The organism is Kitasatospora herbaricolor, assembly GCF_030813695.1.
In the GTDB taxonomy this organism is placed as follows: Bacteria; Actinomycetota; Actinomycetes; order Streptomycetales; family Streptomycetaceae; genus Kitasatospora; species Kitasatospora herbaricolor.
In genome coordinates, this window is sequence record NZ_JAUSVA010000002.1 from 4,811,512 (window position 1) to 4,834,598 (window position 23,087).

At 73.4% G+C, this 23,087-nt stretch carries 23 protein-coding genes; 15 read left to right on the forward strand and 8 right to left on the reverse strand.

The window, feature by feature from the left end:
• Positions 1–68: 68 nt before the first annotated feature.
• From J2S46_RS21420 to J2S46_RS21430, 3 genes are all read left to right on the forward strand, one after another.
• Positions 69–953, forward strand: a complete 885-nt coding sequence (locus J2S46_RS21420; RefSeq protein ID WP_191288450.1) for a LysR family transcriptional regulator — start codon at positions 69–71, stop codon at positions 951–953.
• 214 nt (positions 954–1,167) lie between these two features.
• Positions 1,168–1,557: a PPOX class F420-dependent oxidoreductase gene (locus tag J2S46_RS21425; RefSeq protein WP_229912196.1), complete on the forward strand. Its 390-nt coding sequence runs from the start codon at positions 1,168–1,170 to the stop codon at positions 1,555–1,557.
• Between the two features lie 228 nt (positions 1,558–1,785).
• A complete protein-coding gene (locus J2S46_RS21430; RefSeq protein WP_229912194.1) occupies positions 1,786–2,202 on the forward strand; it encodes a hypothetical protein in 417 nt (138 codons plus the stop codon).
• Positions 2,203–2,345: 143 nt separating this feature from the next.
• Here J2S46_RS21430 and J2S46_RS21435 read toward each other — a convergent pair whose 3' ends face one another.
• From J2S46_RS21435 to J2S46_RS21445, 3 genes are all read right to left on the reverse strand, one after another.
• A complete protein-coding gene (locus J2S46_RS21435) occupies positions 2,346–3,308 on the reverse strand; it encodes a phage holin family protein (protein ID WP_191288448.1) in 963 nt (320 codons plus the stop codon).
• 191 nt (positions 3,309–3,499) lie between these two features.
• Complete coding sequence (locus J2S46_RS21440) at positions 3,500–4,777, reverse strand: metallophosphoesterase (protein WP_191288447.1); 1,278 nt, start codon at positions 4,775–4,777, stop codon at positions 3,500–3,502.
• 112 nt (positions 4,778–4,889) lie between these two features.
• On the reverse strand, positions 4,890–6,047 hold the full coding sequence (locus J2S46_RS21445) for a LacI family DNA-binding transcriptional regulator (RefSeq protein ID WP_073929275.1): 1,158 nt from the start codon (positions 6,045–6,047) through the stop codon (positions 4,890–4,892).
• A gap of 357 nt (positions 6,048–6,404) precedes the next feature.
• Here J2S46_RS21445 and hisC point away from each other — a divergent pair, with 357 nt between their 5' ends.
• The 3 genes from hisC to J2S46_RS21460 all read left to right on the forward strand — a co-directional run bounded on the left by hisC (position 6,405) and on the right by J2S46_RS21460 (position 8,979).
• Positions 6,405–7,484 (forward strand): histidinol-phosphate transaminase, encoded by a 1,080-nt coding sequence (hisC, locus tag J2S46_RS21450; RefSeq protein WP_191288446.1) that lies wholly within the window; start codon positions 6,405–6,407, stop codon positions 7,482–7,484.
• A 187-nt stretch (positions 7,485–7,671) separates the two neighbouring features.
• Entirely contained in the window at positions 7,672–8,607 is a 936-nt protein-coding gene (gene hemC, locus J2S46_RS21455) for a hydroxymethylbilane synthase (protein WP_191288445.1), read from the forward strand.
• A 96-nt stretch (positions 8,608–8,703) separates the two neighbouring features.
• Positions 8,704–8,979, forward strand: coding sequence for a hypothetical protein (locus J2S46_RS21460; protein ID WP_191288444.1), 276 nt, complete (start codon positions 8,704–8,706; stop codon positions 8,977–8,979).
• Positions 8,980–9,131: 152 nt separating this feature from the next.
• On the opposite strand, the gene J2S46_RS21465 is transcribed toward J2S46_RS21460, so the two are convergent.
• Positions 9,132–10,577 carry an MFS transporter gene (locus J2S46_RS21465; RefSeq protein ID WP_370882218.1) on the reverse strand — a complete coding sequence of 482 codons (1,446 nt, stop codon included), beginning with the start codon at positions 10,575–10,577 and terminating at the stop codon, positions 9,132–9,134.
• Positions 10,578–10,715: 138 nt separating this feature from the next.
• Between J2S46_RS21465 and J2S46_RS21470 the strand changes: the two genes are divergently transcribed.
• The 9 genes from J2S46_RS21470 to J2S46_RS21510 all read left to right on the forward strand — a co-directional run bounded on the left by J2S46_RS21470 (position 10,716) and on the right by J2S46_RS21510 (position 19,514).
• On the forward strand, positions 10,716–11,630 hold the full coding sequence (locus J2S46_RS21470; RefSeq protein ID WP_191288443.1) for a helix-turn-helix domain-containing protein: 915 nt from the start codon (positions 10,716–10,718) through the stop codon (positions 11,628–11,630).
• Positions 11,631–11,756: 126 nt separating this feature from the next.
• Positions 11,757–13,127, forward strand: a complete 1,371-nt coding sequence (locus tag J2S46_RS21475; RefSeq protein WP_191288442.1) for a permuted SH3 domain-containing protein — start codon at positions 11,757–11,759, stop codon at positions 13,125–13,127.
• Positions 13,127–13,990, forward strand: coding sequence for an ABC transporter ATP-binding protein (locus J2S46_RS21480; RefSeq protein ID WP_191288441.1), 864 nt, complete (start codon positions 13,127–13,129; stop codon positions 13,988–13,990). The genes J2S46_RS21475 and J2S46_RS21480 overlap by 1 nt, the downstream gene beginning before the upstream one ends.
• Positions 13,987–15,198: an ABC transporter permease gene (locus J2S46_RS21485; RefSeq protein ID WP_191288440.1), complete on the forward strand. Its 1,212-nt coding sequence runs from the start codon at positions 13,987–13,989 to the stop codon at positions 15,196–15,198. The genes J2S46_RS21480 and J2S46_RS21485 overlap by 4 nt, the downstream gene beginning before the upstream one ends.
• Positions 15,199–15,216: 18 nt before the next feature.
• Positions 15,217–15,885 carry a hypothetical protein gene (locus J2S46_RS21490; protein WP_191288439.1) on the forward strand — a complete coding sequence of 223 codons (669 nt, stop codon included), beginning with the start codon at positions 15,217–15,219 and terminating at the stop codon, positions 15,883–15,885.
• Positions 15,886–16,116: 231 nt separating this feature from the next.
• Positions 16,117–16,887, forward strand: coding sequence for a response regulator transcription factor (locus J2S46_RS21495; RefSeq protein ID WP_229912192.1), 771 nt, complete (start codon positions 16,117–16,119; stop codon positions 16,885–16,887).
• Positions 16,888–16,896: 9 nt separating this feature from the next.
• On the forward strand, positions 16,897–18,447 hold the full coding sequence (locus J2S46_RS21500; RefSeq protein WP_191288438.1) for a sensor histidine kinase: 1,551 nt from the start codon (positions 16,897–16,899) through the stop codon (positions 18,445–18,447).
• 124 nt (positions 18,448–18,571) lie between these two features.
• Positions 18,572–19,180: a Uma2 family endonuclease gene (locus tag J2S46_RS21505; protein ID WP_073929285.1), complete on the forward strand. Its 609-nt coding sequence runs from the start codon at positions 18,572–18,574 to the stop codon at positions 19,178–19,180.
• 58 nt (positions 19,181–19,238) lie between these two features.
• Positions 19,239–19,514 carry a DUF2087 domain-containing protein gene (locus tag J2S46_RS21510; protein WP_191288437.1) on the forward strand — a complete coding sequence of 92 codons (276 nt, stop codon included), beginning with the start codon at positions 19,239–19,241 and terminating at the stop codon, positions 19,512–19,514.
• Positions 19,515–19,607: 93 nt separating this feature from the next.
• On the opposite strand, the gene J2S46_RS21515 is transcribed toward J2S46_RS21510, so the two are convergent.
• From J2S46_RS21515 to J2S46_RS21530, 4 genes are all read right to left on the reverse strand, one after another.
• Entirely contained in the window at positions 19,608–20,399 is a 792-nt protein-coding gene (locus J2S46_RS21515) for an ABC transporter permease (RefSeq protein ID WP_307350842.1), read from the reverse strand.
• Positions 20,396–21,391 (reverse strand): ATP-binding cassette domain-containing protein, encoded by a 996-nt coding sequence (locus J2S46_RS21520; protein ID WP_307350845.1) that lies wholly within the window; start codon positions 21,389–21,391, stop codon positions 20,396–20,398. The genes J2S46_RS21515 and J2S46_RS21520 overlap by 4 nt, the downstream gene beginning before the upstream one ends.
• A gap of 78 nt (positions 21,392–21,469) precedes the next feature.
• Positions 21,470–22,315 (reverse strand): DUF4097 family beta strand repeat-containing protein, encoded by an 846-nt coding sequence (locus J2S46_RS21525; protein WP_191288434.1) that lies wholly within the window; start codon positions 22,313–22,315, stop codon positions 21,470–21,472.
• A 74-nt stretch (positions 22,316–22,389) separates the two neighbouring features.
• The gene (locus J2S46_RS21530; RefSeq protein ID WP_190211463.1) at positions 22,390–22,908 is read right to left on the reverse strand and encodes a toxin-antitoxin system HicB family antitoxin; all 519 of its coding nucleotides are present in this window, start codon (positions 22,906–22,908) and stop codon (positions 22,390–22,392) included.
• Positions 22,909–23,087 lie beyond the last annotated feature (179 nt).

Sequence of the window (23,087 nt, forward strand, 5' to 3'; positions counted from 1 at the left end):
GGGGGGAATCCGGCATCAAGGCATGATCGGAATACGATCGTTGAGCAGGATTCAACGACGGGGGCGACATGTTGGAGCGGCTGGAGACCGAGATCTTCCTGGCCCTGGCCGAGGAGCTGCACTTCGGCCGGACCGCCGAACGGCTGGGGATCACCACCGGCCGGGTCAGCCAGGTGATCGGGAAGCTGGAACGCCGGATCGGCGGCACCCTGTTCGAGCGGACCAGCCGCAGCGTCCGGCTCAGTGCGGTCGGCCGGCAGCTGGCGGACGACCTGACCCCCTTGGTGGCCGGGATGGAGCAGGCCCTGCGGCGGGCCGCCGAGGCGGCCCGGGGCGTCACGGGGGAGCTGCGGGTGGCCTTCCTCGGCGAGTGGACGGCGCCGGTGCTGCTCAAGGCGGTCGCGCTGTTCGCCGAGCGCCACCCCGACTGCCGGGTGGGCGTGCGCGAGGTGCAGTTGTCCAACTCCCGGGCGAGCCTGCTGGACGGCTCGGTGGACGTGCTGATCGCCTCCTACCCCTTCGACGGCATGGCCCGCGGGCCGGTGCTGCTGACCGAGCCCAGGGTGCTGGCGGTGGCCGCCGGGCATCCGCTGGCCGGTGAGGAGTCGGTGTCCGTCGAGGTGCTGGCGGAGCACCCGGTGATCCAGTATCCGGCGGTGACCTCCGCCGGGTTCAAGCGGGACCGGACGCCCGAGCGGACCCCGTCCGGGCGCCCGGTGCCGAAGGGGCCGGCCGGCGGGACCTTCTCGGAGATGCTCACCCTGGTCGCCATGGGCAGGGGCGTCCTGCCGGTCGGCGCCCACTCGCGGCAGTACTACCCGCGCCCGGACGTCGCCTACGTGCCGATCCGGGACGCCCCGCCGATCGAGCGCGGTCCGGTCTGGCTGGAGGGGAACGGCACCGGGCGGGTCCGTGAGTTCGTCCGGGCCGCGGCGGACGCCGCAGCGCGGTGACGGGCGGGCTGATCGGCGGGCCGGCCGGCTCCTCGGTTCACCTGATCGGGGGAGATCGCCACCCGGACGGTCCGTCAACTGCTCCCGGCACGTAGCGTTTCCGGTCACAGGACCGAGCGGCCGCCGGAGGCCGCCCCGGCGGGTCGGCCCCGCGGTGGGTCGTGAGCGCTGGGCAGGCCGGGCGGTGGCGGTGGAACGGGCACGGACAGAGGCGGTGACCTTGGACGAGGCGACCCGCCGGCTGCTGGACGGGAGGAACGTCGCGACGCTGGCGACCCTCAATCCGGACGGCGGGCCGCAGACCTCGGTGGTCTGGGTGATGCGGGACGGCGACACGGTGGTGCTCTCCACCACGGCCGGACGGCAGAAGGCGCGGAACCTGCGGAAGGACCCGCGGGTCAGCCTCACGCTCTTCGACAGCGCGAACCCGTACGCGACGGTGGAGATCCGGGGTGTCGCGGAGCTGCGGGAGGACCCTCGGCGGGAGCTGCCGCGGGTGCTGTCGCAGAAGTACCTGGGGGTGGACCCGCCGGCCGAGGGGGACGAGGTGGTCCGGCTGGTGGTCCGGGTGGTCCCGACCCGGGTCGTCACCTTCTCGGCCTGACCGCGTTCCCGGACCGGGACCGGGGTCGCCGCGATGCGCGGGCCCGGCGGCGGGGCTCCGGCGGGGCCGGTGAAGGGTCCGGCCGCTGAATTCGAAACGATTTGTCAGGACATCTTCTGGCGCGGGAAGTCACGGATAAATATCGGAGGAGACGCGGACCGTCGCGGTCCAGTAGCGTACGCCGTCGTCCCCGTCGACTGCTTGACCGATATACCCACAGGATTTCCCTTGGATCTCGATTTCAGCGCCGAGCCCCTCTTCTCCTGGTACGTCGTGCTGCTGTGCATCAGCGGTGTCGCGATGGTCGCCATCGGTGCCGTCAATTTCGGTGCCCTGAGCATCGGCTGGCGCATATTCAACGCGGTCGCCGGTGTCGGCTTCCTCGGCTACGGCATCTACCTCGGATTCATCTTCGAGGGCGGCGAGTACCTGCTGTTCTTCAAGGCGTTCATCCTGCCCGGCGTGCTGATCTTCAACTTCGTCCGCTCGCTGGCCAGCCGCGGCAACACGCCGGCGCCGCAGCCCTTCCAGCCGGCCCAGGCCCCGGCCCAGCCGGCCGCCGCGCCCGCCCAGCCCTTCCAGCCGAGCGAGCCCGTCCAGCCGGCGCCCGCGCAGCAGTCCGTCCCGGGCAACCAGGCCGGCTGAACCGGCTGCCCGGGGCGCCCGCCCCGGGCAGGTCGCAGACATGACGGTCGAACGCCGTCCCGGGGGCCCGTCCGCCCACCGGGACGGCGTTCGGCGTTCCCGCCGCCGCCGGGCGGTGGGCCCGGGCCGGCCCCCCGGCCGGGTCAGACGTCGTCGGGGCTGGTGAAGGCGGGCGGACTGTAGCCCGGGCTGCTGAACTCGGCCGGGCGCGGGGTGCGGCCCTCCGGGTCGGTGACGCCCTCGACGCCGGGGCTGGAGAAGCCGGGGCTGCTGAAGCTCGCGCCGGTGTACCCGGGGCTGCTGAAGTCCGGCGGGGTCGGCGGGTCGCGGTGCTCGCCGGTGCTCTCGGCGGCCGGCGCGGCCCGGGGCGCCGGGGTGAACGGCGGCAGCGCCGGCTCCGAGTCCAGGTTGGCCCGCAGGTACGGCAGCAGGGCGCGGTCGCGCAGCGCGAGCTGCCAGGCCCGGCGGGCGTCGGCCACCTCGGCGCGCAGCTCGGGGTCGGTCTCGTCCGGCGGTCCGGCGCCGTCGCGCAGCGCGGTCAGGACGAGTCCGACGATGCCGATGACCATCGCGCCGGTGCCGATGGCCAGCGCCAGCCAGCCCGCGGTGAGCAGCGAGCGCCCCAGCACCAGCTCGGGGGCGGCGGTGCTCAGCACGTACCCGAGCAGCAGGAAGACCAGCCCGGCGGCGCCGGCCAGGATCGGCGCCAGGACGGTGAGCACGGGGAAGAGGCCCGCGCCGTCCTCGGAGCTGAGCTGGGCGGCGAGTTCGCCGATGTTCCGCGGGCCGGTGCTGCGCGGGGTGGACTCGTGGACGGGGGCGCGCCGCGGCCGCCCGGCCTCGGCGCGCAGGTTGTCGCGCAGCCGGGTGTAGTGCTCGTACTCGACGGCGGCGCCGGAGGCGATGGCGCTCGCGGCGAGCAGTGCCTTGGTGCGCAGCTGCTCGGAGGTGAGGCGGGCGGTGTTGCCGGTGCCGGTGCTGCCGGCACCGGTGCCCGGTTCGCGCTCGCGCAGCGCCGCCAGGATGGTTCCGTCGCGCAGTGCTTCGTCGAGGAGGCGCTCGAAGTCCGGGCGGTCCTCGGCCAGCAGGTGCGGGGCGTTGTTCATGCGGACCCCGTTCGCTCCGTCACGGAGGTGGATTTCCGCACCGGGGATGCGCCTTCGGAGGGTGGGGCCGGGGCGGCCTGGTGCGGTGTGCCTCGATGGTAGGGGCGGGTGGGGGCGCGCAGACAGTCGGTTTCCGGAATTTCAGCGCCGGGGGCGTGCACAAAGCCCCCGGGCGTCCGTTCCGGGCCGGTTCAGTTGACGGGCAGTCGGGCGATCAGCAGGCGGCCTTCCATGGTGACGCCACCGTCCATGGCGATGGCCAGGTCGTCCGCGTAGACGTACGGGCCGGGGATGTGCGGCGGCACGCCGTCGTCGGCGTGGGCCGCGCCGGTGAGGTACGGGATGGGGCTGTGGCCGTGCACCACGCGCCGGCCGCCGTAGGCGTCGAGCAGCTCGTGGACGGCGGTCGGGCCGGCGTTGCCGCGGAAGGCGAACCGCTTGGTGAAGCGGCGGAAGGCGTCCCACCACTCGTCGGCGCCCTCGTCGGCGAGCAGGTCGTGGACGGCGTCGTTGACCTCGGCGATCGACTCGCCGTACTCCAGGTAGGCGGTGGTGTCGGAGTGCAGCAGCAGGTGGCCGTCCTCCAGCGCCATCGCGGGCAGCCGGGACAGCCAGCTGATGTGGTGCGACTCCAGCCGGTCGAGGTCGTGCTGCTGGCCGCCGTTGAGCCGCCACGCGGCGAGGAAGGAGGCGGTGCCGGCGGTGGACTGCACGGGCTCGTCGCCGTAGCGGTGCGCGCCGAGGAAGAGCAGCTCGTGATTGCCCATCAGGGCGCGGCAGTAGCCGCCGGCGGCGGCGGCCTCGGCGGCGAGCTGCATGACCAGGTCGATGACGCCGATGCCGTCGGGGCCGCGGTCGGTGAAGTCGCCGAGGAACCAGATCCGGGAGCGGCCGGCGGACCAGTGGCCGTCGGCGTCGATCAGGCCCTGGTGGCGCAGCTCGGCGACCAGCTCGTCGAGGTAGCCGTGGACGTCGCCGACGACGTACAGCGGGCCGGGGGGCTCGCTGGGGTCGGGCGCGGGGTACGGGGTGGAGTAGGGCAGGCCGTCCTCGGTGAGCGGCGGGCCCAGCTCGATGGTCGGCGGGTCCTCGCGCGGCGGCGCCGGGTGCGCGGCACGGTCGTGCAGGGTGGGCTCGTGCGGGACCTGCGCCTGGAAGGAAGGGTCCTGGAAGCCGGGCTCGTGGAAGCCCGCGTCCTGGAAGCCGGGCTCCTGGAAGGCCTGCTCCTGGAAGAGCGGCTGGTGCTGCTCCTCGTGGTGCGGGGCGCTCTGCTGCGGGGCGGAGGGCCAGTGCTGTTCGAGGTACCGGGCGCCGCCGTAGGCGCTGTACGTCTCGGAGTAGCCGTCGGTGTAGCCGGTGGGTTCCGCGGGCTCGAAGTAGGAGCCGTAGGGCAGCACGTCGAGGTCCGGGTGATGGCGGGGGCCTGAGTCCGGCTGTTCAGGCCCGGGGAAGCGGTCCTCGGGTGTCATCCGCCCATCATAGGAAGACCACTCTCCCGCCGTCCTCACCTGGTGGGTATCCAATTCTCCGGAGCGTCAGCCGAGGGGCCCGTGAGGTCCGTTTTGTCCCGGACTGAGTGGACTAGACCTCGCCGGGGGAGCGGGGCGGGCTGACGGTGGTTCGGGTGCTGCGGCGCTGGGAGGAGGCCCGGACGATCAGCTCGGTGGGCATCAGGGTGCCGGGCGGCGGTCCCGTCCCGGCGGTCCGGAAGCGGGGCGGGAAGAGCCGTCCGACGTCCACCCCGGTGCCCGAGTCGACGCCCTCGATCGCGTCGATCAGCAGGTTGACCACGGTGGTGCCGATCCGGCGCGGCTTGAGCGAGAGGGTGGTGATCGGCGGCTCGGTGCCGGCGTAGACGTCGCTCTCGCTGCAGCAGACCAGCAGGAGGTCGTCGGGCACCCGCAGGCCGTACCGGCGGGCGGCGGCCAGCAGGTCGGTGCCGTTCGGGTCGAAGAGGCCGTAGACGGCGTCCGGGCGGTCCGGGCGGGCGAGCAGCCGGTCGGCCGCCACCGCGCCGGCCGCCGGGTCGTGCGCGGGGTAGGTCTCGTACACCGGCTCCTGGCCGACCCGGTCGCACCAGCCGAGGTAGGCGTCGGTGGAGAGCCGGGTGTAGGTGTCGGTGCTGGTGCCGGTGAGCAGGCCGATCCGGCGGGCGCCGGACTCGGTGAGGTGGTCGAGGATGCCCAGGACGGCGGCCTCGTGGTCGTTGTCGACCCAGGCGGTGACCGGGCAGTTGCCGGGCTTGCCGTCGCTGACCACCGGGACGCCGGACCGGTAGAGCTCGCTGACCAGGGGGTCCTGGTCGGGCGGGTCGATGACCACGGTGCCGTCCAGGGCGATGTTGCCCCAGACGTCGTGCCGGGAGGAGGCCGGCAGCACCACCAGGGCGTAGCCGCGGCCGAGCGCGGCGCTGGTGGCGGCCCTGGCCATCTCGGCGAAGTAGGCGAACTCGGTGAAGGTGAACGGCTCCTCGCCGTAGGTGGTGACGGTCAGGCCGATCAGGCCCGACCTGCCGGTGCGCAGGGTACGGGCGGCGGCCGAGGGGCGGTAGCCGAGGCGCTCGGCGACCTCGCGGACCCGGCTTCTGGTCTCGTCGGGCAGGCGCCCCTTACCGTTCAACGCGTCGGAGACCGTGGTGATCGACACTCCGGCGGCTGCTGCCACATCCCGGATGCCGGCCCGCTCCAGACGTCGTGAGGTGGTGGGTCGCCGACCGCTCTGGTTGGCTGCTGCTGTCATGGCGGACCGATCGTATGGCTCATGACGGCTCCCTGTGACCGGGGCGGTCGGAAGCGGAGAAGATACGTTTCTCCATGAACGAGGCGGTGGCGGTCCCTTCGATACCCGGCGGAAATCAGCCGTCTTACCTCTGACATGTGCCATTGGAACCCGGCAGAATGGCTGATCTGCACCCCTCGGCCCGCCGGGCATGTCACTCCTACGGGTGAGCGCGGTCGGTATCGTTCAACGAACCCGGCCGGGGCGGGTGCGCACCCCGGTACCCCGCGTACGGCGATCCCGGCACGCGGCGGACATGATCAGCACTGCGCACCTGCAAACAGGCCGCGCGGCAGCAGAGCACAGAAGGAGACGAGCGTGAGCGGTACGGCAGCGCAGGGCCCCCGGCTGAGGCCGACCCTGGACGGCATCCCCACCTACAAGCCCGGCAAGCCCGCCGGAGCCGACGCCTACAAGCTGTCCTCCAACGAGAACCCGTACGAGCCGCTGCCCGGCGTGCTCGACGCGGCGGTGGCGGCGGCCGGCTCGTTCAACCGGTACCCCGACATGGCGGTGTCGGAGCTGACCGAGGAGCTCGCGGCACGCTTCGGCGTCCCGGCCGAGCACATCGCCACCGGCACCGGCTCGGTCGGCGTGGCCCAGTCGCTGATCCTGGCCACGGCGGGCCCCGGCGACGAGGTGATCTTCGCCTGGCGCTCCTTCGAGGCCTACCCGATCATCACCCAGGTCGCCGGCGCGACCCCCGTCCCGGTGCCGCTCACCGCCACCGAGGACCACGACCTCGACGCGATGCTCGCCGCGATCACCGAGCGGACCAGGCTGATCTTCGTCTGCAACCCGAACAACCCCACCGGCAACGCGATCCGCCGCGCCGAGCTGGAGCGCTTCCTGGACGCCGTCCCCGCCGAGGTCCTGGTCGTGGTCGACGAGGCCTACATCGAGTTCATCCGCGACGCCGAGGTGCCCGACGGCATCGAGCTCTACCGCGACCGCCCGAACGTCTGCGTCCTGCGCACCTTCTCCAAGGCGTACGGCCTGGCCGGGCTGCGGGTCGGCTTCGCCGTCGCCCACGAGCCGGTCGCCACCGCGCTGCGCAAGACCGCCGTCCCGTTCGGCGTCAGCCGGCTCGCCCAGGACGCGGCGGTCGCCTCGCTGCGCGCCGAGGACGCCCTGCTGGTCCGCGTCGAGGCTCTGGTCGAGGAGCGGGCCCGGGTGCTCGCCGCCCTCACCGGACAGGGCTGGACGGTCACCGACTCGCAGGCCAACTTCGTCTGGCTCCGGCTCGGTGAGCGCACCCTGGACTTCGCCGCCGCCTGCGGCGCGGCAGGTGTGATCGTCCGCCCGTTCCCGGGCGAGGGCGTCCGGGTCACCATCGGCGAGGTGGCCGGCAACGACATCTTCCTCGCGACCGCCGAGAGCTTCCGCAAGTCGCTGTAGCCGCCGCGGCACCCGGCCCGCCCCGGGTTCTGCCGGCCGGCTCGCGCCGGCACGAAGGGGCGCACCGCCGACGCGGTGCGCCCCTTCGTGCCGTCCCCGCCCGCCGCCGGCGGCGCATTCGGGTGTCCGTACCGACTCCACCAGGGATGTTGGGGCGGAGGGAATCTGACGGTCTATCGTTTTCGGTATGTCCTCCGCCGAACTGATCCGCATCGTCTCCCGCTCCTCCCCCATGGCCCTCGCCCAGGTGGAACGGGTCCGCGCCGAACTGGCCGCGCTGCACCCCGGGATCAGGACGGAGGTCGTCCCGGTCACCACCTCGGGTGACCGCTGGATGGGGGATCTCGCGCAGCTCGGCGGGAAGGGCGCCTTCACCAAGGAGGTCGACGCCGCGCTGCTCGCCGGCGAGGCCGACCTCGCGGTGCACTGCGTCAAGGACGTGCCCGCCGACCGGCCGCTCCCCGCCGGGACGGTCTTCGCCGGGTTCCTCAAGCGGGACGACATCCGGGACGCCCTGGTCCACCCGGCCGGCCGGACCCTCGACGAGCTCCCCGCCGGGGCCCGGATCGGCACCTCCTCGGTGCGCCGGCGGGCCCAGCTCGCCGTCTCGCACCCGCACCTGGAGTGCGTGCCGATGCGCGGCAACGCCAACCGCCGGCTGGAGAAGCTCGCCGACGGCGAGGCCGACGCCCTGCTGCTGGCCGTCTCGGGCCTGGAGCGGATCGGGCGGCCCGACCTGATCACCGAGGTCCTGCCGGTCGAGACGATGTGCCCGCCGATCGGCGCGGGCGTCCTCGGCCTGCAGTGCCGCGAGGACGACACCCGCACCATCGACATCGTCTCCGGGCTGGGCGACGCCGACGCCTGGCGGGAGACCACCGCAGAGCGGATGTTCCTGCACGTGCTGCAGGGCCACTGCAACAGCCCGATCGCGGGCTACGCCAAGGCCGAGCGGGACGGGCGCCTCTCGCTGCGGGCCCGGGTCTTCTCCCCCGACGGCAAGACCGTGCTGGACGCCCACGAGTGGGCCGGGCCGCTCGATCCCGCCACCCTGGGCACCTCGGTCGCGGTCGCGCTGCTGCGCCAGGGCGCGCGGGAGCTGATCGACACCATCCCGCACTGAGCCCGTGCACCGCCGGGCCCGCCGCCCGCACCGGGCTCCGGCACCGGTGGCCGCCGCCCGGATGCGGCCGGCGGCCCGGCGGTGCAGGGTCGGGGTATGGCCTCGATCATCGTCCTGCTGGAGCTGGAGCCGTCCACCGAGGTGCTCGACGCCGGCGAGGTGGACGTCGGCGCCCGGGTGCGCTGGGTGCACGCCGCACCGGGTGATCCGGAGGCTCCCGGCGACCCGGGGGAGCGGACGTTCTGCGGCCTGGACACCACGCCCTTGGAGCCCGAGCCCTACCGCCCGTCCGGACCGGGGGAGCCCTGGTACCCGCCGCTGCACCGCACCCGGCGCTGTCGCGAGTGCGAGGCGGCCCTGCGGAGCCTGTGAGGCGCACCGCCGAGCGTCCGGCCGCGGTGCCCGCGGCCCGGCGCCCGACACCCGACATCCGACACCCGGCGCCGAAGGCGGGGAGACCGGCAGACCGGGGGCCGCCCGCCCGCCCCCGGCCTGCCGGTCGACCTGCTCGCCGTCGCCGTCCGTCACCCGCTGCGCCGGCGCAGGAAGACCGCCGAGGCCACCGCGCCGACCAGCACCAGCGCGGTGTTGACCAGGACCGCGAGGTCCACGCCGCCGAGCACCGTGGCGGCGGCGGTGCCGCCGCCGAGGGCGGCCGTCCGGGCGGTGAAGACGGCGCTCATGACCGGGGTGCCGAGGGTGATGCCGACCTGCTGGGTCATGGTGGCGACCCCGGTGGCGAGGCCCTGCTCGTGGTCGGGCAGGCCCGAGGTGGCGGTCACCATGAAGCCGACGATCGCCAGCATGTTGCCCACGCCGCCGACGAAGGTGGCCGCCAGCAACAGGGTGAGCCAGCCGTGGCCGGTGCCGAGCAGCAGCAGTGCGGCGGTCGCGGCGGCCTGCACCAGCAGGCCGGTGACCAGCGCGTTCCGCGTCCCCAGGCGGCGGATCACCCGGGGCGCGTGGATCCCGCCGAGGACGGTCCCGGCGCCGAGCACCCCGAAGGCCAGGCCGGTGGCGAGGGCGGAGCAGCCGAGCACCCGCTGGAGGTAGAGCGTCATCAGGAACACCAGCGAGGTCTCGGTGGCGAAGGCGACCAGCCCGGCGGCGTTCCCCCAGACCACCGTCCGGCGCCGCAGCACCCGGACGGGCACCAGCGGGTGGGCGGCGGCGCGCTCGACGAACCAGAACGCCACCAGCAGCAGGGCGCCGACGGCCAGCGAGCCGAGCGCGAGCGGGTCGCCCCAGCCGTGCTCGCCGGCCGCCGTGAGGCCGTACACCAGGGCGAGCAGCCCGCCGGTGACGGTGGCGGCGCCCGGCAGGTCCATCCTGCTGTGCCCCGCGCCGCCGGCCGCGGCGGACTCGGGGATCAGGCGCGGCGCGACGAGCAGCACGGCCAGGGCCACCGGGACGTTGACGAAGAACGCCCAGCGCCAGCTGAGCAGATCGGTCAGCAGCCCGCCGAGAACGGCGCCGGAGGTGAAGCCGGCCGACATCAGCGCCCCGTTCAGCCCCAGGGCCCGCTCACGCAGCGGCCCTTCGGGGAAGGCGGTGGTGAGCAGCGCGAGCCCGGCGGGGGTGACGGCGGCAGTGGCCAGCCCCTGCACGACCCGGGCGGCGAGCAGCACGCCCGGCGTCGTGGCCAGGCCGCCGACCAGCGAGGCGGCGGCCAGCACTACGAGCCCGAGCAGGAACACCCGGCGGCGGCCGTACAGGTCGGCGACCCGGCCGAACAGCAGGCTGAACCCGGCCGCGCCGAGTGCGAAGGCGGTGACGATCCACTGCAGACCGCCGAGCGGGAAGCCGAGGCCGCGGCCGATCACCGGCAGGGCGACGTTCAGGATGGAGAAGTCCACGGCCAGCATGAACTGGGCCGCCAACAGGACGACCAGGACGATCCGTTGGCGTCCGGTCATGGCGGCGGGCGCCGGCCCGGCCGGCGGTGCGGGGGACTTGTCGAGCAGGGTCACGGCGGTTCCTCCGGATCAGTGCGGTGCGGTGGGTACGGGCAGCAGCCTGCGCGCGTCCGCCGCCCGGACCCAGCCCCCTGCGGTGGGTAGCACTGGCAGGGGCAGGCTGCGCGGGCCCGGCCGGTGTTCACTGGAGTCATGGACACACCGCCGGAGTTGAGTGACTTCCTGCGCACCCGCAGGGCCCGCCTGCAGCCCGAGGACGTCGGCCTCGTAGCGTACGGCGCGCGCCGCCGGGTGCCGGGGCTGCGCCGGGAGGAGCTGGCCCAGCTGGCGGGGGTGAGCGTCACCTACTACACCCGGCTGGAGCAGGGGCAGAGCCTCAACGCCTCGGACGAGGTGCTGGACGCGCTGGCCCGTGCGCTGCGGCTGAGCCCGGACGAGCACGCCCACCTGCGCAACATCGCCCGCCCGGGCCGGGCCCGGCCGCGCCCGGCGGACCGTTTCGAGCGGGCCAGGGCCGGGACCAGGCAGCTGATCGCGGCGATGCGGGAGGTGCCCGCCGTGGTGGTGGGGCACCGCAACGAGGTGCTGGCCTGGAACCCGCTGGGGCACGCGCTGCTGGCGGGGCATCTCGACCCGGCCGCCCCGGACCACCGGGGGGAGCGGCCGAACCTCTCCCGGATGCTCTTCCTCGACCCGCACACCCGGGAGCTCTACCGCCGCTGGGAGGAGGAGGCGCGGGCGAACGTCGCCTACCTGCGGCTGACCGCGGGCCGGCACCCGGACGACCGTGAGCTGGCCGCGCTGGTCGGCGAACTGTCGATGAACAGCCCGGAGTTCGCGGCGCTCTGGGCCCGGCATCCGGTCAACGACTGCCTGTTCGGCAGCAAGGAGCTGCACCACCCGGTGGTCGGCCGTCTGGAGCTGGCTTTCGAGGCCATGCCGATGCCGGAGGGCGGTGGGCACCGGATGCTGCTGTACAGCGCCGAGCCGGGGTCGGCCTCGGACGCGGCCCTGCGCCTGCTCGCGGGTGCGGCGGGCGCGCCCGGTCCGGACTGCGGGATCACTGTGGATGGCTGGGAACTCCCTGGGAGTTCGGTCAACCGCTGATGAGGGTGCTGGTGCGGGTGGCCCAAAGGTGCACCGAAAAGATCAGCAATGTCCGGTTTTCCGGGCTCAGGGACCTCCCAGTTGCGCCCCAGGACTCCGCAAGAGCCCGGGGTGAGGCTTGCCCCCATGAAGGTGTTCCCGCGACGGCGTGGTGCCGTCCTCGTCAACTCCGCACTCGGCGTGGCCCTCCTGGGGGGCGCCGCCCTGGTGTACACCACCTTGGACAGCGGTACCAGCGTGGCGGCCGGCAAGGCCCAGGTACGAACGGCGACGGTGGCCAAGGGCACGGTCCTGGCCACCGTGTCCGGAACCGGCACCCTTGCCTCGCCGACCGACGCCGGGCAGGACTTCGTCACCGGTGGCAAGCTGACCGCGGTCAAGGTCGCGGTCGGCGACACGGTGACCAAGGGGCAGGTGCTGGCCACCGTGGACACCACGGCGGCCCAGCAGCAGGTGGCCGCCGCCCAGTCGGCGCTCACCGCCGCCAAGGCCAACCTGACCAAGGCCGAGGCCGGCGTCACCACCACGACCACCTCCCAGCTGCCCGCCTCCTCCGGCTCGGGATCCTCGGGCGGCGGCTCCGGCTCGTCCGGCAGCGGTGGCCGGGCCGCCGGCGCGACGGCCACGGCCGGCGCCACTCCGACGCCGCAGACCACCACGATCACCACCACCAAGGTGGACGACGCGGCGGTGGCCCAGGCCCAGCAGCAGGTCGACACGGCACAGACCAATCTCACCAACGCCCAGGCCACGCTGGCCGGTACGACGCTGACCGCCTCCGTGGACGGCACCGTCGCCTCGGTCGGCGGCAAGGTCGGCGACACCGTCTCGGGCGGTACCACCGGCTCGACCGGCTCCACCAGCAGCAAGTCGACCGGGACGACGAGCACCTCGGGCTCCGCGACGCCGAGCGGCTTCATCGTGCTGACCAACCCGACCGGGATGCAGGTCACCGCGGCCTTCTCGGAGCTGGACTCGCTCAAGCTGAAGAAGGGCGAGGCGGCCACCGTCACGCTCAACGCGCAGTCCGACACCAAGCTCAACGCCACCGTCCTGTCCGTGAGTTCGCTGCCCACCAGCAGCGGCAGCGGCGGCGCGGTGCAGTACGGCGCGACGCTGCAGATCACCGGTGACACCAGCAAGCTGCGGACCGGCCTGAGCGCCACCGTCTCGGTGGTCACCGGCGAGGCGGACAACGCCCTGTCGCTGCCCGCCGCGGCACTGGCCGGCACCGGCGCCAGCCGGACCGCGACGCTGGTCGCGACGGACGGCACCACCTCCCGGGTGACGGTGACCGTCGGCGTGGTCGGCGACTCCACGGTCGAGGTGACCGAGGGCCTGAAGGAGGGCGACAAGGTCGAACTGGCCTCCACCACCTCCGGATCGAGCAACGGCTTCCCGAGCGGGAACTTCCCGGGGCTCGGCGGTGCGGCGGGCGGCCAGGGCGCGGCGATCCCCGGCGGCGCCGGGACCGGCGCGCGGGGCGGCAACCGCTGATGGGCCGCACCGACTCCGGTTCGCGGGGCGGCGCGCGGCACACCGGCCCGGCGACCCGCGCGGCGGCCGCCGGCCCGGACGGGCCGGCCGCCCCGCCGGTGATCCAGATCCGCCGGGTCACCAAGTCCTACGGCCACGGCGACGCCACCGTGCACGCGCTGCGCGGCCCGTCCGACCCGGTGAGCGGGGAGCCGCTCGGCGTCACCCTGGACATCGAGCAGGGCGATTTCGTCGCGGTGATGGGCAGTTCGGGCTCGGGCAAGTCGACGCTGATGAACATCCTCGGCTGCCTGGACGTCCCCACCGGGGGCCGCTACCTGCTGGACGGCACCGACGTCGGCCACCTCGACGAGGGGCAGCTGTCGCTGGTCCGCAACCGCAAGATCGGCTTCATCTTCCAGTCCTTCAACCTGGTGCCCCGCACCACGGCCCTCGCGCAGGTCGAACTCCCGCTGGCCTACGCCGGCGTGCGGGCGGCCGAGCGGCGGCGCCGGGCGCTGGCGGCGCTCTCGCTGGTCGGCCTCGCCGAGCGCTCCGGGCACAAGCCCAACGAGCTGTCCGGCGGCCAGCAGCAGCGGGTGGCGGTGGCCCGGGCACTGGTCACCGCCCCCGCGATGCTGCTCGCCGACGAGCCGACCGGCAACCTGGACAGCCGCTCCACGGAGGAGGTCCTGGGCATCATCGACGGACTCAACGCGATCGGCCGCACCGTCGTGCTGATCACCCACGAGGACGAGGTCGCCCGGCACGCCAAGCGGGTGATCCGGCTGGTGGACGGCGCGATCGTGTCGGACGTCCGGCAGGGTCCGGTGGCCGGACCGCCGCCGGCGATCCGCCCCGAGCTGGTCGGAGGCCGGTCGTGATCCTCTGGCAGATGCTCCGCTTCGCCTTCGGCGGCCTGGCCGCCAACAAGGTGCGCTCCGCCCTGACCATGCTGGGCGTGCTGATCGGGGTCGCCTCGGTGATCCTGCTGCTCGCGGTCGGCAACGGCTCCTCGGTCGCGGTGAAGGACTCGATCACCGCGCTCGGGACCAACTCGCTGACGGTGTCGGCCGGGTCCTCCTTCGGCGGGGCCCGTGGCGCGACCACCGCGAAGAAGCTGACGGTGGAGGACGCCAAGGCGCTGGCCTCCTCGGCGCAGGCGCCGGACATCAAGTCCGTGGCGCCGGTGGTCACCACCACGGGCGCCGCGCTGTACGGGGACATCTCGTACACGCCGGGCTCGATCGTCGGCACCTACCCGGCGTACTTCGAGACCTCGAACCAGAAGGTCGAGAAGGGCGACTACTTCAGCAACGACGACGTGCTGAACTCCCGCAAGGTCGCGGTGCTCGGCTCGACCACGGCCAAGCAGCTGTTCGACACCGAGGATCCGGTGGGCAAGCAGATCACCATCGGCGGCACGCCGTTCACGGTGTCCGGCGTGCTGAAGACCAAGGGCAGCACCGGGTTCAACGACCCGGACGACCTGGTGATCGCCCCGCTGCCGACCGTCCAGAACGCCTTCACCGGCTTCGGTTCGGTCAACCAGATCCTGGTGCAGGCGACCTCGGCGGAGACGACCACCGCCGCGCAGGCCGAGATCACCCAGATCCTGATGGGTACCCACGCCCTGGCGGACGCCACCAAGCTGGACTTCCGGATCAGCAACCAGGCCTCGCTGCTGACGGCCCGGGAGAGCACCGGCAAGACCTTCACGGTGCTGCTGGGCGCGGTGGCGGCGATCTCGCTGCTGGTCGGCGGGATCGGGATCACCAACATCATGCTGGTCACCGTCACCGAGCGGACCAGGGAGATCGGCATCCGCAAGGCGCTCGGTGCGCCGAAGGGGGTCATCCTCGGGCAGTTCCTGACCGAGTCGACCCTGCTGTCGGTGCTCGGCGCCGGTCTCGGGGTGCTGGCGGGCCTGATCGGTTCGCACTTCAGCATCGTCGGCATCAAACCGGTGGTGATCCCGGAGTCGGTGCTGGCCGCCTTCGGCATCGCGGTCGCCATCGGCCTGTTCTTCGGCAGCTACCCGGCCAACCGGGCCGCTTCGCTGCGGCCCATCGACGCCCTCCGGCACGAGTGACAAGGAGCCCTGACCATCATGAGCAACGACAACCACTCGCTGGTGCCGCGCGAGGACGACAACAGCCCGATCGCCCAGGTCGAGCTGCTCTCCAGCGCGCCGGACGCCCGTGACATCACCGCCGAGCTGGCCGCTCCGCCGCGCCGCCGGCTGCCCTGGGTGACGCTCGCCCTGGCGGGCGGGGTGCTCGCCGCGGCCGCGTTCAGCGGCGGCGTCTGGTACCAGCAGAACCACGGCAGCACGAAGACCGCGGCGGGCGGCGGCGGCCAGCAGCGGGCCGCGGCCCCCGGCGGCTACGGCGGCCAGGGCGCCGCCGGTCAGGGCACCGGCCGCCGCAACGGCCAGGCCGGCGGCACCGGCGCGGCCGGCGGTGCGGGCGTGCCCGGCGGTACCGGCGCCCAGGGCGGCGCGGGCGGCTTCACCCGCGGCACCGTGAAGGTCGTGGACGGCACCACCGTCTACCTGACCGACGCGAACGGCAACACCGTCAAGGTGACGACCGGCGACTCGACCAAGGTGCAGCTCAACAAGGAGGGCAAGGTCGGCGACCTGCAGCCCGGCCAGAGCGTCACGGTGGTCGGCACCCCGGACGCCTCCGGTGGCTACGCGGCCACCCAGCTGGTCGAGGGCGCGGCGGCCGGCGGCTTCGGCGGCTTCGGCGGCGCCCGCACACCGTCCGGCGGCTGACCCCGCGGCCTCCGGACCACGGCCCGGCCGGCGCCCCGCCGGCCGGGCCGCTTCCGTTCCGGGGGCGGGGCACCGGAAGGGTGTTCGAGGGCGAAGGGCCCTTGTCCCGGGAAATCCCCCCCCGGTTAAGCTGGTTAATCCAACATTCATCAACCACGCATAGCCTCCCAGGGCTATCGTCCGATGAGTGTCATCGTCCGACCGGGAGGCGGAACAGTCGTGCAAGGGACCGTGTCGACATCAGGGATCGCGGCCGCCGCCGGTACCCCGGGTGAAGCCTTCCTCCTGGTCGTCGACGACGAACCGAACATCCGCGAGCTGCTCTCGGCCTCGCTGCGGTTCTCCGGCTTCCGGGTCTCCTCCGCCGCGACCGGCGAGGAGGCCCTCGCCGCCGTCGCCGCCGAGCGCCCCGACCTGGTCGTCCTGGACGTGATGCTGCCGGACCTCGACGGCTTCACCGTCGTCGAGCGGCTGCGCGAGCAGACCGGACGCGACCGGATAGCCGGGCCCGCGCACGCCGGCGACCACCTGCCGGTGCTCTTCCTCACCGCCAAGGACGGCGTCGGCGACAAGGTCCAGGGCCTCGCCGTCGGCGCGGACGACTACGTCACCAAACCCTTCAGCCTGGAGGAGCTGATCGCCCGGATCCGCGCCATCCTGCGCCGGGCCGGCGGCCCCGCCGAGGACGGCCGCCTGGTCGTCGCCGACCTCACCCTCGACCCGGTGGCCCACGAGGTCACCCGGGCCGGCACCCCGGTCTCGCTCTCGCCGACCGAGTTCAAGCTGCTGCACTACCTGATGGCCAACGTCGGCCGGGTGGTCTCCAAGGCGCAGATCCTGGACCACGTCTGGGCGTACGACTTCGGCGGCGACCTCTCCATCGTCGAGTCGTACATCTCCTACCTGCGCCGCAAGCTCGACTCCGGGCCGGTGCACGGGCCCAAGCTGATCCACACCGTCCGCGGCATCGGCTACGCTCTGCGCCGGCCGCCGCAGAACTGACCGCCCCGGATGCCCCGGCCCGACCTGCTCCGCCCCCGCCTGCCGGGCCGGCTCCGGCTGCCGCGGCCCGGCTCCCTGACGGCCCGGCTCTCGATGCGGGCCCGGCTGCTGGTGCTCGCGCTGCTGCTGGTCACCACCGGTCTCGCGGTCAGCGACACCGTGGTGCTCGGCACCGTCCGGCACCAGCTGGAACAGCGCCTGGACGAGCAGCTCCGGCGGGTCGCCGAGCCGCTCTCGCACCGGGCCGCCGGACGCCAGACCTGGGCGGACAAGGGCCAGCCGCCGGCCATGGCCGGGAAGCGGGCACAACCGCTGCTGGCCGCGCTGCCCAGCCAGTACACCGTGCTGTACCTGTCCGCCGAGGGCAAGGTGCAGCAGGTCGTCCGCCAGCCGGTCAGCGAGTCCGACCCGGCCCCTGAGCTGGGCCGCCTCGATCCCGCGACCACCACCCCGCAGGCCGCCTTCGACCTGCCCGACACCCGGGGGCGCGGCTCCTGGCGGGCCGTCGTCCTGCCGTTGCAGCGGCCGGCCGCCGGCAGCGAGTTCGCCGCGCCGAACGCCTCGTACCTGCTGGTCGCGGTCTCCCGCGAGGAGGTCGACGCCACCGTCGGCAAGCTGCGCGGCTCCTTCCTCGCGATCGGCGGGGTCGTCCTGCTGCTGATCGCCGCCCTCGGCTTCTTCGCCGTCCGGGCCGGCCTGCGCCAGCTGCGCGGGATCGAGAAGGGCGCCGCCCGGATCGCCTCCGGCGAGCTGTCGCACCGGATGCCCGAACTCTCCACCCGCACCGAGGTCGGCCGGCTCTCCGCCGCCCTGAACGGGATGCTCACCCAGATCGAGGCGGCCTTCGCGGCCCGCGCCGAGTCGGAGGCCCGGATGCGGCGCTTCGTCGCCGACGCCTCGCACGAGCTGCGCACGCCGCTGGCCGGCATCCGGGGCTTCGCCGAGCTGTACCGGATGGGCGCCCTGCCCACCCCCGCCGACGTCACCCGCACCATGAGCCGGATCGAGAGCGAGGCCGTCCGGATGGGCACCCTGGTCGAGGACCTCCTGGTGCTCGCCCGCCTCGACGAGGAACGCCCGCTCGACCTGGCCCCGATGGACCTGCGCACGCTCGCCGCCGACGCCCTGCACGACCTGACCGCCCTCGACCCCTCCCGCCCGGTGGCGCTCACCGGCCCGGCCGGCCACGGCGCCCCCGGGGCCGCGCCCGTCCTCGGCGACGAGGCCCGGCTCCGGCAGGTGGTCACCAACCTGGTCGGCAACGCCGTGAAGCACACCCCGCCCGGCACCCCCGTCCGGATCGGCGTCGGCACCGCCCACGGCGACTGCCTGCTGGAGGTCGCCGACTCCGGCCCGGGCCTCACCCGCGACCAGGCCGAACGCGTCTTCGACCGGTTCTACCGGGTCGACGCCTCCCGCAGTCGCAACGACGGCGGCGGCGCGGGCCTCGGCCTCGCCATCGCCACCGCCCTCACCCACGCCCACGGCGGCACCCTCACCCTGCACAGCGCCCCGGGCGACGGCGCGGTCTTCCGGATGGAGATCCCGCGCCAGCGGTGACCACCCGGGAGGGTGAACGGGCCCGGACGGCACCCGTCGGCCGGTGATCGTGTGCGACGGTACGGCCACGGCTTGTGTCACATCGGGCCGCCTGCTCACACTGGACCGGAAGAGGGGTGTCTCAATGATCGCGCTCGCAGTTGAGGAGACCGTCGTGGACCTGGACCAGGCGCTGTGGCAGGTGTGGAAGGCCATGGACGTTCCGCAGGGCTTCCGGGCGGAGATCATCGAGGGGGCCATCGAGATGTCACCTACCGGCGGGATCCGACACTTCACCGTCAATCGGAACCTTTCGCATGCCCTCTACGAGCATCTGCAAGGCAGCGGGTACACCTCCGGCCAGGACGGAAACGTCATCCACGGCCTCAAGGTCCTCGTTCCGGACGTCTTCGTCTCCCCCGAGGACCTGGAGGAGGTTGAGCACCCCGACGGGTTGGGCGTGCTCGCCTCCGGAGTCGTCCTGGTCGTCGAAACCGTCTCGCCGGGCAGCGAGAGCCGCAAGCGCGACCTGGTCCGCAAGCACCGCGCGTACGCCACGGCGGGCATCCCGGTCTACGTGATCATCGACGACTTCGACGACGGCGGCTCGGTCACCGTCCTCTCCGGCCCCGACCCCGCCAGGGGCAGCTACGCGAGTTCGGTGCGCACCCCGTACGGCGAGGAGGCGATCGTCCCGGAGGGGCCCGCCAAGGGATTCGTGATCGGCCCCGACGTCACCGGCGGCCCCCGCTGAGACCGGCGCCGCCCGAAATCTCCTTGCCCCCGACCGGCCGGCAGGGGAGGCTGCCACCATGTCCGACCATGAGAACAGCAGCTCACGCGGGGTGGAGAGCCTCTTCAGCCAGGGCCGGCTGACCACGATCCCCCGCAAGGCGGCCCGCCGCGACCAACTGCTCACGCACCTCGCCCGGACCCTCTTCGAGCCCGGCCGGGACTACACCGAGCGTGAGGTGAACCAGGCCCTGCTCACCGTGCACGACGACTACTCGGCCCTGCGCCGCTACCTGGTCGAGGCGCACCTGCTCGTGCGCACCAGGGACGGCAGCAGCTACCACCGGGCCGGCTGACGGGCGGCGGAGCACGCCGACGGGCGGCGTCCGCCGGCGGGTGCCGGGGTACGCCGCCCGGGGGCGGGCGAGTCGCGGGAGCAGCGCCCGCGGTCACTTCGGGTCGCGGTCGAACACCGACTTCGACCAGCGGTAGCCGAGCGCCGCCAGGCCGAGGCACCAGAGGACGGTGATCCACCAGTTGTTGCCGATCGGGGTGCCGAGCAGCAGGCCGCGGAGGGTTTCGATGGCGGGGGTGAACGGCTGGTACCGGGCGACGGGCTGGAACCAGCCCGGCATGGCGTCGACCGGCACGAAGGCGCTGGAGATCAGCGGCAGGAAGATCAGCGGCAGCGCGTTGTTGCTGGCCGCCTCGGCGCTCGGGCTGACCATGCCCATCCCGACCGCGATCCAGGTGAACGCCAGGGCGAACAGGGCGAGCAGCCCGAACGCGGCGACCCACTCCAGGACGGTGGCGTCGGTGGACCGGAACCCGATGGCCACGCCGACGGCGCCGACCAGCACCACGCTGACGAGCGCCTGCAGCACGCTGCCGACCACGTGCCCGACGAGCACCGAGCCGCGGTGGATGGCCATCGTGCGGAAGCGGGCGATGATGCCCTCGGTCATGTCGTTGGAGACCGACACCGCGGTGCCGACCAGGGTGCCGCCGATGGTCATCAGCAGGATGCCCGGGACGAGGTAGGCGATGTACTCCGAGCGGTCGGCGCCGCCGCCGCCGATGCCCGCGCTCATCACGTCGCCGAAGACGTAGACGAACAGCAGCAGCAGGACGATCGGCGTGAGCAGCAGGTTCAGGGTGAGCGACGGGTAGCGACGGGCGTGCAGGAGGTTGCGGCGCAGCATCGTGGACGAGTCGCGGACGGCGAGGGAGAGGGAGCTCATCGGACGTTCTCCTCGGGCTGGTCGGTCGGGCCCGGCGCGGCGGTGCCGCCGGTCAGGGCGAAGAACACGTCGTCGAGGTCGGGGGTGTGGACGGTGAGTTCGTCGGCCTCGACGCCGGCGGAGTCCAGCCGGTCGAGGACGGCGCGCAGGTCGCGCTGGCTGCCGTCGCTGGGGATCTGCAGCGTCAGCGATTCGTCGTCGCGGGTCGCTTCGCCGAGGGCGAGGGCGGCGGTGCGGTAGCCGGCTGGGTCGGTGAAGCGCAGGCGGACGTGGCCGCCGGGGATCAGCCGCTTCAGTTCGTCGGCGGTGCCCTCGGCGGCGATCCTGCCGTCGTTCAGCACCGCGATGCGGTCGGCGAGTTCGTCGGCCTCCTCCAGGTACTGGGTGGTGAGGAAGACGGTGACGCCGCCGGCGACCAGGTCGCGGATGATCTGCCACATGGTGTGGCGGCTGCGGGGGTCCAGGCCGGTGGTCGGCTCGTCGAGGAAGATGATCCGCGGGTCGCCGACCAGGGTCATGGCGATGTCCAGGCGGCGCTTCATGCCGCCGGAGTAGGTGGAGGCGGGCTTCTTCGCCGCGTCGGTGAGGTCGAAGCGCTCCAGCAGGTCGGCTGCGACCCGCCGCCCCTCGGCCTTGGACAGGTGGTGCAGGTCCGCCATCAGGAGCATGTTCTCCTCGCCGGTGATCAGGCCGTCGACGGCGGAGAACTGGCCGGTGACGCCGATCGCGGCGCGCACCGCCTGGGGAGCGGTGGCGAGGTCGTGGCCCGCGACCTGGGCCTGGCCGCCGTCGGTGGTGATCAGGGTGGAGAGGATCTTGACGGCGGTGGTCTTGCCGGCGCCGTTCGGGCCGAGCAGGGCGAACACGGACCCGGCCGGGATGCGCAGGTCGATCCCGTCGAGCACGGTCTTGTCGCCGTAGGACTTGCGCAGGCCGACGGCGGACACGGCGGCGGGCGTCAGGTGAGTGCCCGACGTTCTAGGCGTGGGCATGACAGAAGAAGGCATGTGGCCCTCCCTTTTCGAAGGCTGGGGCGGCTGGGGGGAGCGGGCGATCCGGAGCTGCCGGGGTCAGGCCTTGGTGCGCAGGATGTCGATGTTGCCGTGCCGGGTGCGGGCGCGGACCCGGACCGTGTCCTCGCTTTCCTCCGGGCTCTCGGAGGCGCTGAGCGTGTTGCGCACCTGGCCGGAGCCGGAGCTGACGTCGAGCCAGGCGGCCGTGCCCTTGCGGATGCCGACCTCGATGGCGCCGTAGGAGGTCTCCAGCTGGACGGTGCCGCGGGCCACCTCGCCCACCCGCAGGGTGCCGTGCGCGGTGGTGGCGACGACCGAGCCCTCGGCGCGCGTGATGCTGATGTCGCCGTTGGCGCCGCTCACCCGCAGCTCCCCGAACGCCGCGCCCACAGTGGTGGAGCCGTGCGAGTTCTTCAGGACGGCGGAGCCTTCGACCAGCCCGACCCGCAGGCTGCCGGAGCTGGTGGTGATCTCGGCCGCGCCCTCGATCCGGTCCACCGTGATGGAGCCGTGCGAGGCGGTCAGCTTCAGCGGGCCGGTCGTGTCGAGGCGAACGTCACCGGACGAGGTCTTCACCCGGACCTCGCCGAGCCGCCCCTCGCCGAGCACCTGGGCCCAGGAGCCCGACACGTCGACGCGTGACCCGGTGGGCAGCTCGACCGTCACGTCCACGGTGCCGGTCCGGCCGAACAGGTAGCGCTGCTTGGGCGTCCGGACGGTCAGGGTGCCGCCCGAGTACGTGACCTCGGTCTGGTCGGCCGCCCGGACGTCCTGGTCCCGCTTCGGGTCGCGCGCCCGCACCTCGACGACGGTGTCGGCGCGGTCGCCCGCGGTGAACTGGATGGAGCCGGCCTCCACGTGCGCGATGGCCGAGATCGGGTCTGGAGTGTCGAAAGAAGGCATGGCAGTACCGTCCTCATGAGTCCGTGGGGCGTCCCCGCTGGTGGGACGTGGTGAAGGGGTGGGCGGGGGTGCGGTCAGCGCACCCAGCCCGTGAAGCTCTGTCCGAGCTGCTGGCTCTTCTCCGTCGTGCGCGGCCGGGCGCCGCCCTCGACCGCGGTCGCCACGGCCCGCACCAGCCAGGCGTTGACCGACAGGCCCTCGTGGCCGGCGGCCTCCTCCGCGCGCGCCTTGAGATGGGCCGGCAGGCGCAGGTTGACCCGGGCGGTGCCGCTCTCGTCGCCCTCGGCGGGCGCCTGCGCCCGGAGCGGTTCGACGGGTGCGGCCGGCCCCGCCGGGACACCGCCCTCGGTGGGCGGCAGCGTCACCACGAAGTCCGGGTCGAGCCCTCGCAGCCGGACGTCCACCGAGCCGGGGGCCAGCTCCCGGGTGATCTCGTCCATGGCGGCGGAGAGCACGTTGAGCATGGTCAACCGGGTTGCCGACTCCAGCGGAGCGGTGAGCCTCTCGGCCAGCTCGCGGGCTTCGTCGCCGCCGGCCTCGGCGGCCACCGCGAGTTCACGGCGAAGGGTGTCGACATACGGGGTGAGGTCCATGACGCCATGGTGGCACCACAGTGGTGCCATGCGCAAGTCCCGCGGTGGCATCATCGCCACGGATTCAACAGAGATGCCTCTGACCTGCGGAAACGGCATGGCGCCTGCTCGGCCAAATGTGGCACCATGCGTGTCGATGGTGCCCTGCGGGCCTTCCGTGGTGCCATGTGGCACCACGT